14 protein-coding genes and 1 pseudogene are annotated in these 13,965 nt (G+C 67.6%); 4 read left to right on the top strand and 11 right to left on the bottom strand.

The genetic code is table 11. The features are described from left to right. Window positions 1-2 precede the first annotated feature (2 nt). Both sat and A5760_RS14210 read left to right on the top strand, forming a co-directional pair. The gene (gene sat / locus A5760_RS14215) at window positions 3-1,262 is read left to right on the top strand and encodes a sulfate adenylyltransferase (RefSeq protein ID WP_064881776.1); all 1,260 of its coding nucleotides are present in this window, start codon (window positions 3-5) and stop codon (window positions 1,260-1,262) included. Beyond that, window positions 1,259-1,588: a DUF6955 family protein gene (locus tag A5760_RS14210; protein ID WP_064881774.1), complete on the top strand. Its 330-nt coding sequence runs from the start codon at window positions 1,259-1,261 to the stop codon at window positions 1,586-1,588. The genes sat and A5760_RS14210 overlap by 4 nt, the downstream gene beginning before the upstream one ends. 2 nt (window positions 1,589-1,590) lie before the next feature. On the opposite strand, the pseudogene A5760_RS27370 reads toward A5760_RS14210, so the two are convergent. Both A5760_RS27370 and A5760_RS14205 read right to left on the bottom strand, forming a co-directional pair. After that, window positions 1,591-1,686 (bottom strand): annotated as a pseudogene (locus A5760_RS27370) (hypothetical protein); the annotation flags it as partial. A gap of 11 nt (window positions 1,687-1,697) precedes the next feature. Then, complete coding sequence (locus A5760_RS14205; protein ID WP_064881772.1) at window positions 1,698-3,293, bottom strand: PucR family transcriptional regulator; 1,596 nt, start codon at window positions 3,291-3,293, stop codon at window positions 1,698-1,700. A gap of 83 nt (window positions 3,294-3,376) precedes the next feature. On the opposite strand from A5760_RS14205, the gene pruA reads away from it, so the two are divergent. Together pruA and A5760_RS14195 are read left to right on the top strand one after the other, a co-directional pair. Further along, window positions 3,377-5,008 carry an L-glutamate gamma-semialdehyde dehydrogenase gene (gene pruA / locus A5760_RS14200; protein WP_064881770.1) on the top strand — a complete coding sequence of 544 codons (1,632 nt, stop codon included), beginning with the start codon at window positions 3,377-3,379 and terminating at the stop codon, window positions 5,006-5,008. Beyond that, window positions 5,008-5,979 (top strand): proline dehydrogenase family protein, encoded by a 972-nt coding sequence (locus A5760_RS14195; RefSeq protein WP_064881768.1) that lies wholly within the window; start codon window positions 5,008-5,010, stop codon window positions 5,977-5,979. Before pruA ends, A5760_RS14195 begins: the two co-directional genes overlap by 1 nt. A gap of 85 nt (window positions 5,980-6,064) precedes the next feature. On the opposite strand, the gene A5760_RS14190 is transcribed toward A5760_RS14195, so the two are convergent. Genes A5760_RS14190 through A5760_RS14150 form a run of 9 tightly spaced genes read right to left on the bottom strand, consistent with a single transcriptional unit; the run spans window position 6,065 to window position 13,852 of the window. After that, complete coding sequence (locus A5760_RS14190; protein WP_064881766.1) at window positions 6,065-6,670, bottom strand: TetR/AcrR family transcriptional regulator; 606 nt, start codon at window positions 6,668-6,670, stop codon at window positions 6,065-6,067. Further along, window positions 6,667-7,737, bottom strand: coding sequence for a zinc-binding dehydrogenase (locus A5760_RS14185; RefSeq protein ID WP_064881764.1), 1,071 nt, complete (start codon window positions 7,735-7,737; stop codon window positions 6,667-6,669). Before A5760_RS14185 ends, A5760_RS14190 begins: the two co-directional genes overlap by 4 nt. Window positions 7,738-7,748: 11 nt before the next feature. Continuing rightward, window positions 7,749-8,918 carry a lipid-transfer protein gene (locus A5760_RS14180; RefSeq protein WP_064881762.1) on the bottom strand — a complete coding sequence of 390 codons (1,170 nt, stop codon included), beginning with the start codon at window positions 8,916-8,918 and terminating at the stop codon, window positions 7,749-7,751. Next, complete coding sequence (locus A5760_RS14175) at window positions 8,915-9,376, bottom strand: MaoC family dehydratase (RefSeq protein WP_064881760.1); 462 nt, start codon at window positions 9,374-9,376, stop codon at window positions 8,915-8,917. The genes A5760_RS14180 and A5760_RS14175 overlap by 4 nt, the downstream gene beginning before the upstream one ends. Continuing rightward, entirely contained in the window at window positions 9,373-10,485 is a 1,113-nt protein-coding gene (locus A5760_RS14170; RefSeq protein ID WP_064881758.1) for an acyl-CoA dehydrogenase family protein, read from the bottom strand. Before A5760_RS14170 ends, A5760_RS14175 begins: the two co-directional genes overlap by 4 nt. 7 nt (window positions 10,486-10,492) lie before the next feature. Continuing rightward, the gene (locus tag A5760_RS14165) at window positions 10,493-10,903 is read right to left on the bottom strand and encodes a Zn-ribbon domain-containing OB-fold protein (RefSeq protein ID WP_064881756.1); all 411 of its coding nucleotides are present in this window, start codon (window positions 10,901-10,903) and stop codon (window positions 10,493-10,495) included. After that, entirely contained in the window at window positions 10,903-11,448 is a 546-nt protein-coding gene (locus A5760_RS14160) for an FAS1-like dehydratase domain-containing protein (RefSeq protein WP_064881754.1), read from the bottom strand. The genes A5760_RS14165 and A5760_RS14160 overlap by 1 nt, the downstream gene beginning before the upstream one ends. A gap of 18 nt (window positions 11,449-11,466) precedes the next feature. Continuing rightward, on the bottom strand, window positions 11,467-12,651 hold the full coding sequence (locus tag A5760_RS14155; RefSeq protein ID WP_064881752.1) for an acyl-CoA dehydrogenase family protein: 1,185 nt from the start codon (window positions 12,649-12,651) through the stop codon (window positions 11,467-11,469). Between the two features lie 4 nt (window positions 12,652-12,655). Continuing rightward, a complete protein-coding gene (locus tag A5760_RS14150; RefSeq protein WP_064881750.1) occupies window positions 12,656-13,852 on the bottom strand; it encodes a cytochrome P450 in 1,197 nt (398 codons plus the stop codon). Window positions 13,853-13,965: the final 113 nt, after the last annotated feature.

Genomic DNA, 13,965 nt, shown 5'->3' with positions numbered 1-13,965 from the left:
TCATGAGCTATCAAGGTCATAACGGCAAGCCGATCGTGGAACGGGTGTCCACGGAGAATGCGGCGGGTCAGATCGCTGGGTTGCCGCGCATCCCGATCTCGAAAGCCACCGCGCACGAGGTGATCAGCCTGTCCTACGGGTTCTTCACCCCGCTGACCGGGTTCATGGGCCGGCGCGAAGTGGATGGCACGCTGGACGACTTCAAGCTGCCGGACGGCACGCTGTGGAGCATCCCGATCGTCTTCGACCTTTCGGCGGAAGACGTCGAAAAGTACGGGGTGAAGGAGGGCGAACGCGTCGTCCTCGAATATCTCGATGCCCCGATGGCGCTCTTCGAGGTCTCCGAGATCTACCAGTACGACCTGGAGAGGATGGCCGAAAAAACCTACGGCACCATCGACCCCCGGCACCCGGGCGTCAAGAAGACGCTGGCTTATGCGAATCGGTTCATCGGCGGCGACATCACGCTCATCAACGAGCCGGTGTTCAACGAACCCTTCAAGCGCTTCTGGCTCACGCCGCGGCAGCACAAGGATGCGCTGGCGGAAAAGAACTGGGTGCGCGCCGTCGCCCATCAAACCCGCAACGTCCCGCACACCGGCCACGAAGCCTTGATGAAGCAGGCGTGGCTGGCCGCCAACGAGGACCAGCCCGTCGACAGCCTGAACACCGGCGTGCTGGTCAATGCCATCATCGGCCAGAAGCGCGTCGGCGACTACATCGACGAGGCAATCCTGTTGGCACAGAACGAGTTGCGGACCAGTGGGTATTTCCGCGAGGACGTCCACCTGGTGTCGTTCACGCTGTGGGACATGCGCTACGCCGGGCCGCGTGAGGCGATCTTCCACGCGATCCTGCGGACGAACCTCGGCTGTACGCATCACATGTTCGGGCGAGACCACGCCGGCGTCGGCGATTTCTACCACCCCTACGATTCCCAAAACATCCTCAAGCAACACCGCAGCGAGCTGGGCATCAAACCGGTGTTCCTGCGCGAGAACTGGTACTGCCCGGTGTGCCAGGAGGTCACCAACTCGGCCCTGTGCGGTCACGACGACCAGTCACAAAGCTTCAGCGGCAGCCTGATTCGAAGCATCCTGACCGACGAGGTCAAGCCGACCCAAAAGGTGATGCGGCACGAGGTTTTCGAAGTCGTGATGGACAGCGCCGCCAAGTACGGCCAGGGCTCGCCGTTCGTCACCGAGGAATACCTGAAAGACAGATTGCCGGTCTTTACGCTGAACCAGTTGGAGAACTCATGAGCAACGGCGAGAAGAAGATCAAGGTCAACGTCTGGATCAACGAGGAAAGGCTGGAAGCGCTGGCGAATGCCGGAATGGCGGACCAGGCGATCGAGGCGTTCGCCGGCATGAAGCTACTCGAGATCTACGCCACCGACGAGCAGAAAGACGTTCTGCTGCAGCGCTTTCCCGGGGCGAAGTATGACTCGGCCACCACTCGCTCGATCGAGCTGCTGCCCAAGCAGGCCAAGGACAGGTTGCTCGAACTGTCCATCAAGATGCACTCCACCGGCCCCGACGTGGTGGGTCGCTTCCTGGAGGAAGCCCAGACGGCGAACAGCCAATAGGGCTAAGCGTCCAGTCGGGTGAACCGCCGGCGGCGGTACTGCTCGACGCATGCGGCCCGCCGGATCTTGCCACTGGTGGTGGTGGGAATCGATCCCGGTGTCGGGCGGGTCAACGACTTTCCAGCACCCGCAGTCCCAGCGAAAACAGCAGCCGCACCTCGGGATCGCCCAGCGACGTCGACAACAATTTCTCGACCCGGCGCACCCGGTATCGAACCGTATTCGGATGCACCCGCAACGCTTTTGCGGCCGCGGCGATGTCGCCGAAGGCGTCCAGATAGACCCGCAGCGTCTCGGCGAGCACCGGCTCGTCCTCGCGCAGCGCCACGATCCGCGGATCGATCAATCGCTCGTCGCTGCCGACCAGGGTCACGATCTCGTCGAGCAGCACGGTGGTACGCGCTTCGGCCAGCGACGTCACCTGCCCGAACGAAATCGGGTGCCGCTCAGCGCTGTCCAGCACGCGGTCCACCTCGATGCGCGCCGCCGCAATCCCGGCCAGACCGGCGATCGGTGCGGCGATGGCCGCCCGGAGCTGCACTCCGAGTTCGGCGCGCATGGCGCCGATGGTGCCACGCACCCACGAGGTGACCGACCGGTTGCGCGTCTGGGGGAGGAGGACATACGTGCGCGTGCCGTTCGACGCGACCTGGGCGTCAGTGCGAAAAGCACTGGCGCTCAGGGCGATAACGTCGGCAAGCCGGCCGTGACCGGGTGAGCCGTCCGCCGCGTCCCAACCGATCAGAGCCGCGTCGCCGTCGGCGGCCAGCCCGAGTTCACCGGCAACCGCGGCAACATCGACGTGCGCAGGGGTCTCCGCATCGGCGAGGCCGAGGAGTTGCTGCACGCGCCGGGCGTGCGTCGACGGCCGGGCAGCCAGCCGCGACATGATGCGGGCGGCCAGCACGGCGGCACCCCGCAAGATTTCCTCGGCGTCCTCGGCCAGTGGTTGCGAGCCTTGCTGCACCCAGATGGTTCCGGCGAACACCGGCGGCCGTCGCGCATCCGGTGCGGGCCGGTGGATGCCGACGGCGAGTCGCGGACGCAGCCCCAGCTCGGGCCGCTCGGCGACGCGGACGACGTCGCCGCCCGACCGCAACGCGTCGAAGATGCCCCATTGGCCGATCCACTCGAGATGCTCGGGCGGGCCCGCCCTGCCCAGGATGGAAAGGCGGCGCAGCTCGTCGGCTTCGTCGTTGGAGGCGGAATAGGCCAGCACGTGCGATTGGGCGTTTTCGATGCTGACCATGCCGTGAATGCGGTCGGCGAGCGACTGGGCCAACCCGAACAGGTCGGTGCCCGAGTCGTCCGTCGCATCCGCGCGGTCCCCGTGATGCTCCAACACGTGGTTGACCAACTGATAGAGGCGCTCCCAGCGGGCCCGCGGGTCGGCGGCCACCACGGCCGAGCCCGCCGCAACGGCCTTGGCCACCAACGCGTTCGACGGCTCCTTGACGAAGATGGCCACCGGAACGCGCTCGCGCGCCTGCTTGCCCACCCAGCGCAGCGCCTCGTCGTCGGCGACCCCCAGCAGGAAGAAGACATCGGCCGAGCCCGCCGCGGCCGCCAGCCCGAGCCGCACGTCGTCGGAGTCGATCAGCGCCGCCGACACCACCGGCAGGTCCAGGCCGCGGGGCGCGTCGACCAGGCTCACCAGGGTCGCGTCCAGCGCGAGTAGCAGCTGCCCCAGCCCCACACCGGCCATGTTGTCCGATTTTACTACGGCTACCGGCCTGTATTGTCCGATCGGCTAATTCTTCGCCGGGCCGCCGCGAGGATCCTTGCAGCATGGACGCGATAACCCAGGTCCCGATGCCGGCCAACGAGCCGGTCCACGACTATGCGCCACACTCGCCGGAACGCGCCCGGCTCCGCACCGAACTGGCCACGCTGGCCGATGGCCCGATCGACCTGCCGCATGTCATCGGCGGCACCCACCGGATGGGCGACGGTGAGCGCATCGACGTCGTCCAGCCACACCGGCACGCCGCGAGGCTGGGCACCCTGACCAACGGCGGGCACGCGGACGCGACGGCGGCGGTCGAGGCCGCGATGGCCGCGAAACGCGCATGGGCCGCACTGCCCTTCGACGAGCGGGCGGCGGTGTTCCTGCGGGCCGCCGACCTGCTGGCCGGGCCATGGCGGGAGAAGATCGCCGCCGCGACGATGCTCGGCCAGTCCAAGTCGGTCTATCAGGCCGAGATCGACTCGCCGTGCGAGCAGATCGACTTCTGGCGATTCAACGTCGCGTTCGCACGACAGATCCTGGCGCAGCAGCCGATCAGCGGGCCGGGAGAGTGGAACCGCAGCGAGTACCGACCGCTGGACGGCTTCGTCTACGCGATCACGCCGTTCAACTTCACCTCGATCGCGGGCAACCTGCCGACAGCTCCGGCGCTGATGGGCAACACCGTGGTGTGGAAGCCGTCGATCACCCAGACGCTGTCGGCGTATCTGACCATGCAGCTGCTCGAGGCCGCGGGACTCCCGCCCGGGGTGATCAACCTGGTCACCGGTGACGGCCTCGCCGTTTCCGATGTGGCACTGGCCGATCCGCGGCTGGCGGGCATCCACTTCACCGGGTCGACGGCCACCTTCCAGCACTTGTGGCAGCAGGTGGGCACCAATATCGGCCGCTACCACAGCTATCCGCGGTTGGTCGGCGAGACCGGCGGCAAGGACTTCGTCGTCGCCCACGCCTCGGCACGCCCGGAGGTGTTGTGCACGGCGCTGATTCGCGGCGCGTTCGACTACCAGGGGCAGAAATGCTCGGCCGCGTCGCGGGCCTTCGTCGCGCAGTCGGTGTGGCGCCGCATGGGTGACGACTTCCTGGGGAAGACCGCCGCGCTGCGCTACGGCGACGTGACCGATCTGACCAATTACGGGGGAGCGCTGATCGACCGGCGCGCCTTCATCAAGAACGTCGACGCCATCGAGCGGGCCAAGGGCGCGCCGCACGTCACCATCGCCGTCGGTGGCGAATACGACGACAGCGAAGGCTATTTCGTGCGGCCCACGGTGTTGCTGTCCGACGACCCGTCCGACGAGTCGTTCGCGACGGAATACTTCGGCCCGCTGCTGTCGGTGCACGTGTACCCCGACGACGATTACGAGCGAATCCTCGACGTCGTCGACGCGGGGTCGCGCTACGCGCTGACCGGCGCGGTCATTGCCGACGACCGCGACGCCGTGCTGGCCGCGCAGGACCGGTTGCGGTTCGCGGCCGGGAACTTCTACGTGAATGACAAGCCGACCGGCGCGGTCGTCGGGCGGCAGCCGTTCGGGGGTTCGCGCGGCTCGGGTACCAACGACAAGGCCGGATCGATGCTGAACATGTTGCGCTGGACGTCGGCTCGCACCATCAAGGAGACCTTCATCCCGGCGACCGACCACAGCTATCCGCACATGGGCGCCGACTGATGGCCGGACTGTTCGCCACCACCCTGCGCCCGGCGATCCTGGCCGCGGGCCGGCGCGAAGGGTTGCGCCGCACCGCCGAACGGCTGACGGTCACCCGTAAGGTCGTGCAGCGATTCGTGCCCGGGGAAACCATCGATTCCGTGCTGAACAGCGCAACGGTGCTTCGTGATTCGGGCCGACTCGTCAGCATCGACTATCTGGGCGAGGACGTCGCCAACGCCGACGACGCCGACGCGGTGGTGCGGACCTACCTCGGTCTGATCGACACGCTCGGCGGGCTCGGCGCAGCGGGCGACGACGTCCGGCCGCTGGAAGTCTCGGTCAAGCTGTCGGCCCTGGGGCAGTGGCTGGAGCGCGACGGGCACAAGATCGCGCGGGAGAACGCGTGGTCGATCTGCGCCGCCGCCCAGCGCGCGGGCGTGTGGGCGACGGTGGACGCCGAGAACCACACCAGCACCGATTCGACGCTGCGCATCGTGCGCGACCTGCGCGCCGAATTCCCCTGGCTGGGCCTGGTTTTGCAGGCGTATCTGCGGCGCACCCTGGATGACTGCGAGGAATTCGCCGCCTCCGGCGCCCGGGTCCGGCTGTGCAAGGGCGCCTACGACGAACCGGCTGCGCTGGCCTACCGCGAGCCTGTCGAGGTCACCGACTCGTATCTGGCGTGCCTTCGGGTGCTGATGGCCGGGTCCGGCTACCCGATGGTGGCCTCCCACGACCCGCAGATCATCGGCGCGGTGCCCGAGATGGTGCGCGAATCGGGCCGTCGCGTCGGCGAATTCGAATACCAGATGCTCTATGGCATCCGCGACGACGAGCAGCGGCGTCTCGCCTCGGCCGGCAACCAGGTGCGGGTGTACGTGCCGTTCGGCACCCAGTGGTACGGCTACTTCATGCGGCGGCTGGCCGAACGCCCCGCCAATTTGATGTTCTTCCTGCGGGCGCTGGCGCAGCGGGGCCGCCGAGTGTGAATCGTTGGCTTCGGGTGTGCGCTCACGGCGGCGACACGCCGACGATCACCGCCAAGGATTTACACTCAACGCTGTGGGCGCGCGCTCAACGCCGCCGTGGACGATCGCTGGCGAAGCCGCGAACCACATGGGCCCGAACGAATTCCGCCGCCACCTCCGGATCGTCCATGTCGAGCGTCGAGGACGGTGTGCTGAAAAGCGAGAACAGGATGCGCGCGAACCATTCACCGGCGGCTTCTATGTCGAGGTCCTTGCGCACCTCGCCCGTGAGCCGGGCGGCCGACAGGTAGGGCGCAAAGAACTCGACGCATTCGCGCAGCAGCACAGCGGCGTCCTTGGTCAGCAGCAGGCTGATGGCATCCTCGTCAAAGTACTTCTCCGAGGCGATGGCCCGTCGCGCCTGGGTGACGAAGACCGCTGCGGCACACAGCTTGTCCTCCAGGGTGCCGCCGTCGCGGTCCATGGCCTTGGTCATCTCGCGATAGAACTGCTGCGACGCGTGTTCGGCGCACGCCTCGACGATGGACGCCTTGTCGGAGAAGTATTCGTAGATCGTGCTGCGGGATACCCCGGCGTGCTTTGCGATGTCGACGATGGTCGCCTTCTGCAACCCCTGCTTGCCGAAGCACGCGAACGCGGACACCACGATGAGCTCGCGGGTGTCGGTCAGCTGAGCCGCCTGAGTCGTCACGGAACCAGTGCCCCTCGAGGGACCAACCCGGCATCGGCCGAGGCGAACGCGGCGTTGACGTCGGCCAGATGGAACGGCTTGGGCATCAGCCGGTCGAACGGAAAACTGGTGTGCTGCAGGAACGATAGGCCGGTGGCCAGGGTGACCGGGTCGTAGAGCATCACGCCGCGCACGGACTTGTTGCCGTAGACCAATGCGCTGGGGTCGAGCTCGAAGGTGCGTCCCATTCCGACGTTGCCGGCCTCGAGCAACGTGCCGCCGTTGTTGAGAAACCCGATCCCCTCCGGGATGACGCCCGGCACGCCCACGACCTCGAGCACCCAGTCCGCACCGATGCCGTCGGTGTGTTCGCGCACCCGCTCGGTGACCTCGGCGGCCGAGATCCCGCTGGCGTCGATGCAGTGGGTGGCACCGAAACCGGCGGCGACGTCGAGCCGTTCGGCGATCTTGTCGATGACGATGACCGCGCCGGCGCCTGCCGTCCGCGCCACGGCAGCGGCGTTGATGCCCAGCCCGCCGGCGCCCTGAATGACGACGGTGTCCCCGAGCCGCACATCGCGCAGTGCGAAAAGCGCTTGGGCGAGGGCGCAATTCAGCGGCGCGACCGCCTCGTCGGGCAGGTCCGCGGGAACTTTGTACAACGGCTGCCGGCGGCTGGTGTAGTAGTAATCGCCGTAGGCGGCAACGAAGTGCGGCGCCTGCTCGTGGGTGCGGTATTCGCCGGCCATCAGGTTCTGGCAGGCGTAGGAGCGTCCGCGCGCGCACGCGTGACAACTGCCGCAGAACCAGAAGTACGGCGCCACCACACGATCGCCGACCGCCAGCGGCTTACCGGTCGCGTCGGTGGTCAGGCCCTCGCCGAGTTCGGCTACCTCGCCGACCATTTCGTGGCCCATGGCGAACGGGCACGGCAGCGGCAGCTCGCCGCGAAAGATGTGCAGGTCGGATCCGCAGATGCCGGCCATCCGCAGACGCAGCGCCGCGGTGCCCGGCGCCGGTGTGGTCAACGGGAATTCGGCCAGCTCGATGGGCCCGCCGTGGGCGGTCAGGAGCGCGAGCCTCGGCATGACGGTCCCCCTCAGCCGGCCGGCGCAAGAATCAGGCCGCTGGTCGGCACCCCGGTTCCGGACGTGACCAGCACGTGTTCGACGTTGTCGACCTGGTTGTACGATGTGCCGCGCACCTGGCGCACCCCCTCGGTGATGCCGTTCATGCCGTGGATGTAGGCCTCGCCGAGCAGGCCACCGTTGGTGTTGATGGGGAAGTCCCCGCCCAGCGACAGCCGTTCGACGGTGGCGAAGTCCTTGGCCTCCCCGCGACCGCAGAATCCGAGCTCCTCGAGCTGGGTGAACACGAACGGCGTGAAATGGTCGTAGATGAAGGCGGTTTGGATGTCTTGCGGCTTGAGGCCCGAGTCGCGCCACAGCTGCCGGCCCACCACGCCCATCTCGGGCAGCCCGGTGATCTCGTCGCGGTAGTAGCTGGTCATCATCTCGCCGTTGTGGGCCGCGCCCTGGGCGGCCGCGGTGATGATGGCGGGCGGCTGGCGCAGGTCGCGGGCGCGCTCGGCGCTGGTGATGACCAGCGCGACGCCGCCGTCGCTCTCCTGGCAGCAATCCAGCAGGCGCAGCACGGGTTCGACGATCCAGCGCGAATTCTGGTGGTCTTCCAGCGTGATCGGGCGTTGGTAGAACCAGGCGTCCGGGTTGGTCGCGGCATGCTTGCGGTCGATTACGGCGATCCGGCCGAAGTCCTCGTTGGTGACCCCGTACGTCGACATGTAGCGCTGGGCGTGCATCGCGACCCAGGCAGCGGGGGTGAGCAGTCCGAACGGCGCGTAATGCGCCATGAACAAGGGCGTTTCGGCCATGCTGCGGCCGCTGCCGCCGAACCTGAAGCCGGACCGTTCGTTGAACGCGCGCCAGCACACCACCACGTCGGCGACACCGGTGGCGACGGCCATCGCCGCGTGCACGACGGTGCCGGCGGCCGCGCCGCCGCCGTGGTGCACGCGGGAGAAGAAGCTCAGGTCACCGATCCCGACGTTGCGCGCGATGTCGATCTCGTCGCTGGAATCCATGGTGAACGTGACCATGCCGTCGACGTCACTGGGCGCCAAGCCGGCGTCGTCGAGTGCGGCACTGACCGCCTCGCACGCCAATTGCAGCTCGCTGCGCCCGGATTCCTTCGAGAACTCCGTCTGGCCGATCCCGACGATGGCCGCGGCGCCGGGCAGCGTCCGGCTCATGCCTGCCTCGTTTCTGAGGCCTCGTCGAGCAGGCTGAGCACCGCGGTGCCGGACACATGGTCACCCAGGCTGTTGGTGCCGGCGAAGGTCACCTCGACGAAGTTCTCGCCGTCCGATCCTTCGGTCTTGCCGGTGACGCTGCCGGTGAATCGCAGCGGGTCGTCCGGGAAGCACGGCACGCCAAGGCGGATCGACAGGTTCTTCACCATTGCCTCGGGTCCGGCCCAGTCGGTGAGGAAGCGCACGCAGTAGCCGTTGGTGGTCAGGATGTTCATGAACAGGTTGGGTGAGCCCTGCTGCTTGGCGTAGTCGCGGTCGTGGTGCACCGGCATGAAGTCGCGGGTGGCGATCGCGCCGGCGACGATCATCGTTGTGGTGATCGGGATTTCGAGCGGAGTGACCGCGTCACCGACCGAAATGTCCTGCCATTGCAAAGTGCGGCTGGCGGTTGTCGTCATGCGGGTCCTTCCGAATAGGTTGCGCCGAGGTGGGCCAGCTGCGCCGAAGCCGGACCGAGGGTCAGCTCGTTGTGCTTGGCCCACAGGAAATAGCGGTGCAGGGGATAGGTGACATCGATGCCGATGCCGCCGTGGACGTGCTGGGCGGTGGCGGCCACGCGGGCGCCGGCCTCGGCGGCCCAGAATTTCGCGATGCGCGCCGCCCGGTCGGCGGGGCGCCCGTGTGCGATCAGCCAGGCCGCCTGCCAGGTGGTCCACCGGATCGCCTCGACGTCGATGAATGCGTCGGCCATGCGCTGCTGCACTGCCTGGAAACTGCCGATCGGGCGACCGAATTGCTCACGGCCCGTGGTGTATTCGGCCGCGATCCGCAGCGCCCGCTCGGTGACACCGAGCTGGATCGCGCACAGCGCGACCAGGGCGCGGGTGTAGAGCGCGTCGACCAGCCCGGCGCCCGTGATCATGCCCTCCGCGGAAACTGTTGCGCCGTCCAAGAATACGTCCGCGTGCGGCTCGCGGTTCGTGGTGGGCGCCGAGCGGATCTCGACGCCGGGGGCGTCGGCGGCGAGCAGGAACAGGCTCACGGTGCCGTCATCGACGGCGGCGGGAATCAGCACCGTGTCGGCGAGTTGCGCGGCCGGCACCAATTCCTTGGCGCCGTCGAGGCGCCAGTTGGGGCCGTCACGGCGGGCGGTGGTGACCGGGCGGGCCGGGTCCGAACGGCCGGGTTCGGCCAATCCCGCTGTCAGGATCCGGGATCCGGCGACCACGCCCGGCAGGAACCGCTGCTGCTGTTCCTGGCTGCCGTGCCGGGCGATCGGGTCGGCGCCCAGCACCAGCGTGGCGTAGGCCGGTACCGGCGCGACGCTGTAGCCGACCTCGGCCAGCAGCACCCCGAGCTCCACGAAGCCGCCGCCGTTGCCCCCCACCGACTCCGGCAGCGCGGTGCCCAGCAGGTCGGCGGCGGACAGTTCTTCCCAGAGCGCGGCGTCGTGGCGGGTGTCGCCGGCCTCCAGCTCGGTCAGCCGTTGCGGGGTGGCGCGGCGCTCGAACAGATCGCGGGCGAGCTTGGCGATCGTCTCCTGCTCTCCGGTGAACGAGAAGTCCATGACGGGCCTACGCGCTCGGCCGGAACTGGTGCAGCACCAGGTCTTCAGAGTCAGAACCGCCGAAGGTTTGGTAGTAGACCTCTACCGGCATTGCGGGCGTCACGTCGGCCGGGTCGATGCCGGTCAGGTTGGACACCAGACGTATCCCCTCCTCGAGTTCCACCAGCACGACGACGTACGGGTACTCGAAGAACGGAAACTTCGGCTCGTGTGGCATCACGTAGCTGTAGACGGTGCCGCGGCCCGACGACTCGATGGCCTCCCACTCCAACGACCGGCAGTGTGGGCACATCGGGCGGGGCGGGTGACGCAGTTGCCCGCAGCCGCCGCAGCGCTGTATCAGGAGTTTGTTCTCCCGCAACCCATTCCAGAAGAATTCGGTGTCCGGGGTGATCGCCGGAGCCAGACGGGCCGCCATCAGTCGGCCGGCCTGAAGCGCAGCACCCGGAATCGCTGGCGTCCCAACACCTCGCCGCTCTGGTCCGTGTAGGTCGTGAGCCAGGTCAGGAAGAATCCGGTGCCCAGCGCCGTCTTCTTCTCGTCGGAGACTGACTCGTAGACCGTTGTCGCGCTGATCACGTCGCCCAGCCTGGGGTACCGCTCGATCTCGAACTCCGAATTCGTGGCCACCGTGCTGGTGTAGCCGGCCTCATCGAGGAAAGCCGTTGGATTGCTGTGGATCTCGATGGGCGCCCCACCGCGCTCGCCGATTCCCTCCAGCTTCGGCGACGGCATGGTCCAGGTCTGCAGCATCACCGGCGGCGAGACGATGCCGCCGAACCGCGACGACGCGGCGAACTCCGGATCGATGTAGACGGGGTTCATGTCGGCCATCGCGTACGCCCAGTGCCGGATCATCGGCTGGTTCACCGGGTCCGGCGCCAGCGAGGGCTTTCCGGTGCCGCCGGTCGGCTGGCCGACGAGGGCCCGCACCTTGGCGCTGACGGTTTCTGAGTCGGTCACTGAGTCCTGTCCTCCTTGCTATTTCGCGGCCCGAAGGTCGCGTGGTGCCCGGGGCATGCCCAAACCGGCCATGGCGATGATGTCACGTTGAATCTCGTTTGCACCGCCTCCGAAGGTATTGATGACGGCCTGGCGGTAGGCGGATTCCAGCGCGCCGCGCAGCGGAGCGTCCGCGCCGCGCCGCACCCCGTTGCCGTCGAGCACCTCGAGCAGCTCCCGGGCGACCTGCTGCGTGAGCTCGGTGCCGAACACCTTGGCCGCCGACGCCTCGCCCATGCTGAGCACCCCCTTCGTCATCGCCGCGTTCACCCGCGAATTGACCAGCTTGTATGCGGCGACTTGGGCTTCGACCCGGGCCAGCGCCGATTGCACCCACGGCTGGTCGATGACGCGGCCACCGTCGAGCTCGGTGGTGACCGCCCAGTCCAGCGTCTTCTCGAACAGCGGCTCGAGCGCGCCGAGATTGCCCAGGGCGGCGCGCTCGAAGTTCAACTGCGTGGTGATCAGCTGCCAGCCCTGGTTCTCCCCGCCCACCAGCGCGCTGACCGGCACCCGGACGTCGTCGTAGAACGTGTAGAAGGTCGAGATGCCCGGCATGGTGTGCAGCGGCTGCCAGGAGAACCCCGGCGAGGAGGTCGGCACGATGAGGATGGAAATGCCCTTGTGCTTCTTGGCATCCGGATCGGTGCGCACGGCCAGCCAGATGTAGTCGGCGTAGGCGGCGCCGCTGGTGAACATCTTCTGGCCGTTGATCACATACTCGTCGCCGACGCGGACGGCCGTCGTCCGCACCGAGGCCAGGTCGCTGCCCGCGCCCGGCTCGGAGTAGCCGATGGCGAACTCCACGGTGCCGTCCAGGATCGCCGGCAGAAACCGTTGCTTCTGCTCGTCGGTGCCGTAGTGCATCAACGTCGGGCCGACGGTGTTGAGCGTCACCAGCGGGATGGGCGCGTTGACCCGGCGTGCCTCCTCGGAGAAAATGAACTGCTCGATGGCCGAGAAACCTTGTCCGCCGTACTCTTTAGGCCATCCGACGCCTAGCAGGTTGGCCGCCGCCAGGGCGCGGACGCAGTCGCGCACCGCGGGACCGCCCTCCATCCGCTCGCTGACCGCGGCGACGCGTTCCGGCGTCATCACCCTCTCCAGGGTCGCGCGGATCTCGGTGCGCAGCTTCTCTTGCTCCGGCGTGTACTCCAGGTCCATCGGCTCAGGCCCCCATCCGCACCGGCATGCGCTTCACCCCGGGCACCATGGTGGCCCGCATCCGATCCACCTCGCCCACCAGCTCCATGCGCGGAAACCGGCGCAGCAGCTCTTCGAAGAGCACCGTCGCCTCCAGTCGCGCCAATTGTGCGCCCACACAAGAATGTTCGCCACAGCCGAAGGCGATGTGCGGGTTCGGGTGACGGGTCACGTCGAACTCCTCGGAGTCGGGGCCGAACACGTCCTCGTCCCGGTTGGCCGATCCGTAGAGCATCACCACCACCTCACCGGCGCGGATCCGCTGACCGCGGAGCTCGATGTCGGCTGTCGCGGTGCGGGCCATGTGCACCACGGGACTGTTCCACCGCAACATCTCCTCGACCGCGAGGGGGATGCGGGCGGGATCCTCGGCGAGCAGGCGGTATTGGTCGGGATTCGCGATCAACGCCAGCGTTCCCAGCGCGATGAGGTTGCGGGTGGTCTCGTTGCCGGCCACCAGCAGCAGGAAGGCGAAGTTGAGCAGGTCTTCATCGTCTAGCCGGTGTTCGTCGATCTCGGCCTCGGCCAGGACCGAGAGCAGGTCGTCCCGCGGTTGCACGCGGCGAGCCGCGATCAACTTCTGGAAGTACTCGTAGAGTTGCCCGGCCGCCACCGCCGGGTCGAGCTCGATCTCCGGATCGGCCGTGCCGGTGGCCGCATCCGACCACGCCCGGAACTGCTCCCAGTCGTCGGGCGGGGCGCCGATCAGTTCGGCGATCATCCGGGTGGGCAGGGGAGCGGCGATCTGTTCGGCGAACTCGTGCACGGAGCCGGGTTCGACGCCGTCGAGAATGCCGCGCACAATCTCGCGGATCTTCGGCTCGAGCACCGAAACACGACGGCGGGTGAATCCGGAGTTGATCAGCTTGCGCATCTGCCGGTGCCGCGGCGGGTCGGTGAAGATCAGGCTCCCCTGCTGCACCGGGTTGGGCATCTGCGGATCGGGGATCGTGATGCCCTGGGTGGAGGTGAACAGCGCCGGGTTGCTCGACACGAACCGGATGTCCTCGTACTTGAGCAGCGCCCAGAAGTTGGTGACGTCGTTCCAGCACACCGGCGCCGTCGCGCGCAGCTCCCGGTAGGCGGGATACGGGTCACCGGCGTAGAAGTCGGGGGAGTGCAGCGGGAAGCTGGGCGAGCGCAGTGGTGGATGAGTCTGCACGGCAAGCCCCTCTCGCAGGACACCCGATCCGACAGATTGGTGCAATCTGTCTGCCGACTGTGTCTACTCCGCGTCGCCGCGTGCTGTCAATACGACACCAAAATAATGGAATA

The sequence above is a fragment of the Mycobacterium colombiense genome (assembly GCF_001665835.1).
GTDB classification, from domain to species: Bacteria; Actinomycetota; Actinomycetes; order Mycobacteriales; family Mycobacteriaceae; genus Mycobacterium; species Mycobacterium colombiense_A.
The sequence above is the reverse complement of the archived record's forward strand: the minus strand, read 5'-3'. Positions and strand labels throughout refer to the sequence as shown.

Coding starts and splice junctions, on each gene's coding strand:
- A5760_RS14195 (WP_064881768.1), top strand. CDS start 5,008: ATGGCCGGACTGTTCGCCACCACCCTGCGCCCGGCGATCCTGGCCGCG.
- A5760_RS14180 (WP_064881762.1), bottom strand. CDS start 8,918: ATGAGCCGGACGCTGCCCGGCGCCGCGGCCATCGTCGGGATCGGCCAG.
- pruA (WP_064881770.1), top strand. CDS start 3,377: ATGGACGCGATAACCCAGGTCCCGATGCCGGCCAACGAGCCGGTCCAC.
- A5760_RS14205 (WP_064881772.1), bottom strand. CDS start 3,293: ATGGCCGGTGTGGGGCTGGGGCAGCTGCTACTCGCGCTGGACGCGACC.
- sat (WP_064881776.1), top strand. CDS start 3: ATGAGCTATCAAGGTCATAACGGCAAGCCGATCGTGGAACGGGTGTCC.
- A5760_RS14165 (WP_064881756.1), bottom strand. CDS start 10,903: ATGGCGGCCCGTCTGGCTCCGGCGATCACCCCGGACACCGAATTCTTC.
- A5760_RS14175 (WP_064881760.1), bottom strand. CDS start 9,376: ATGACGACAACCGCCAGCCGCACTTTGCAATGGCAGGACATTTCGGTC.
- A5760_RS14185 (WP_064881764.1), bottom strand. CDS start 7,737: ATGCCGAGGCTCGCGCTCCTGACCGCCCACGGCGGGCCCATCGAGCTG.
- A5760_RS14170 (WP_064881758.1), bottom strand. CDS start 10,485: ATGGACTTCTCGTTCACCGGAGAGCAGGAGACGATCGCCAAGCTCGCC.
- A5760_RS14210 (WP_064881774.1), top strand. CDS start 1,259: ATGAGCAACGGCGAGAAGAAGATCAAGGTCAACGTCTGGATCAACGAG.
- A5760_RS14155 (WP_064881752.1), bottom strand. CDS start 12,651: ATGGACCTGGAGTACACGCCGGAGCAAGAGAAGCTGCGCACCGAGATC.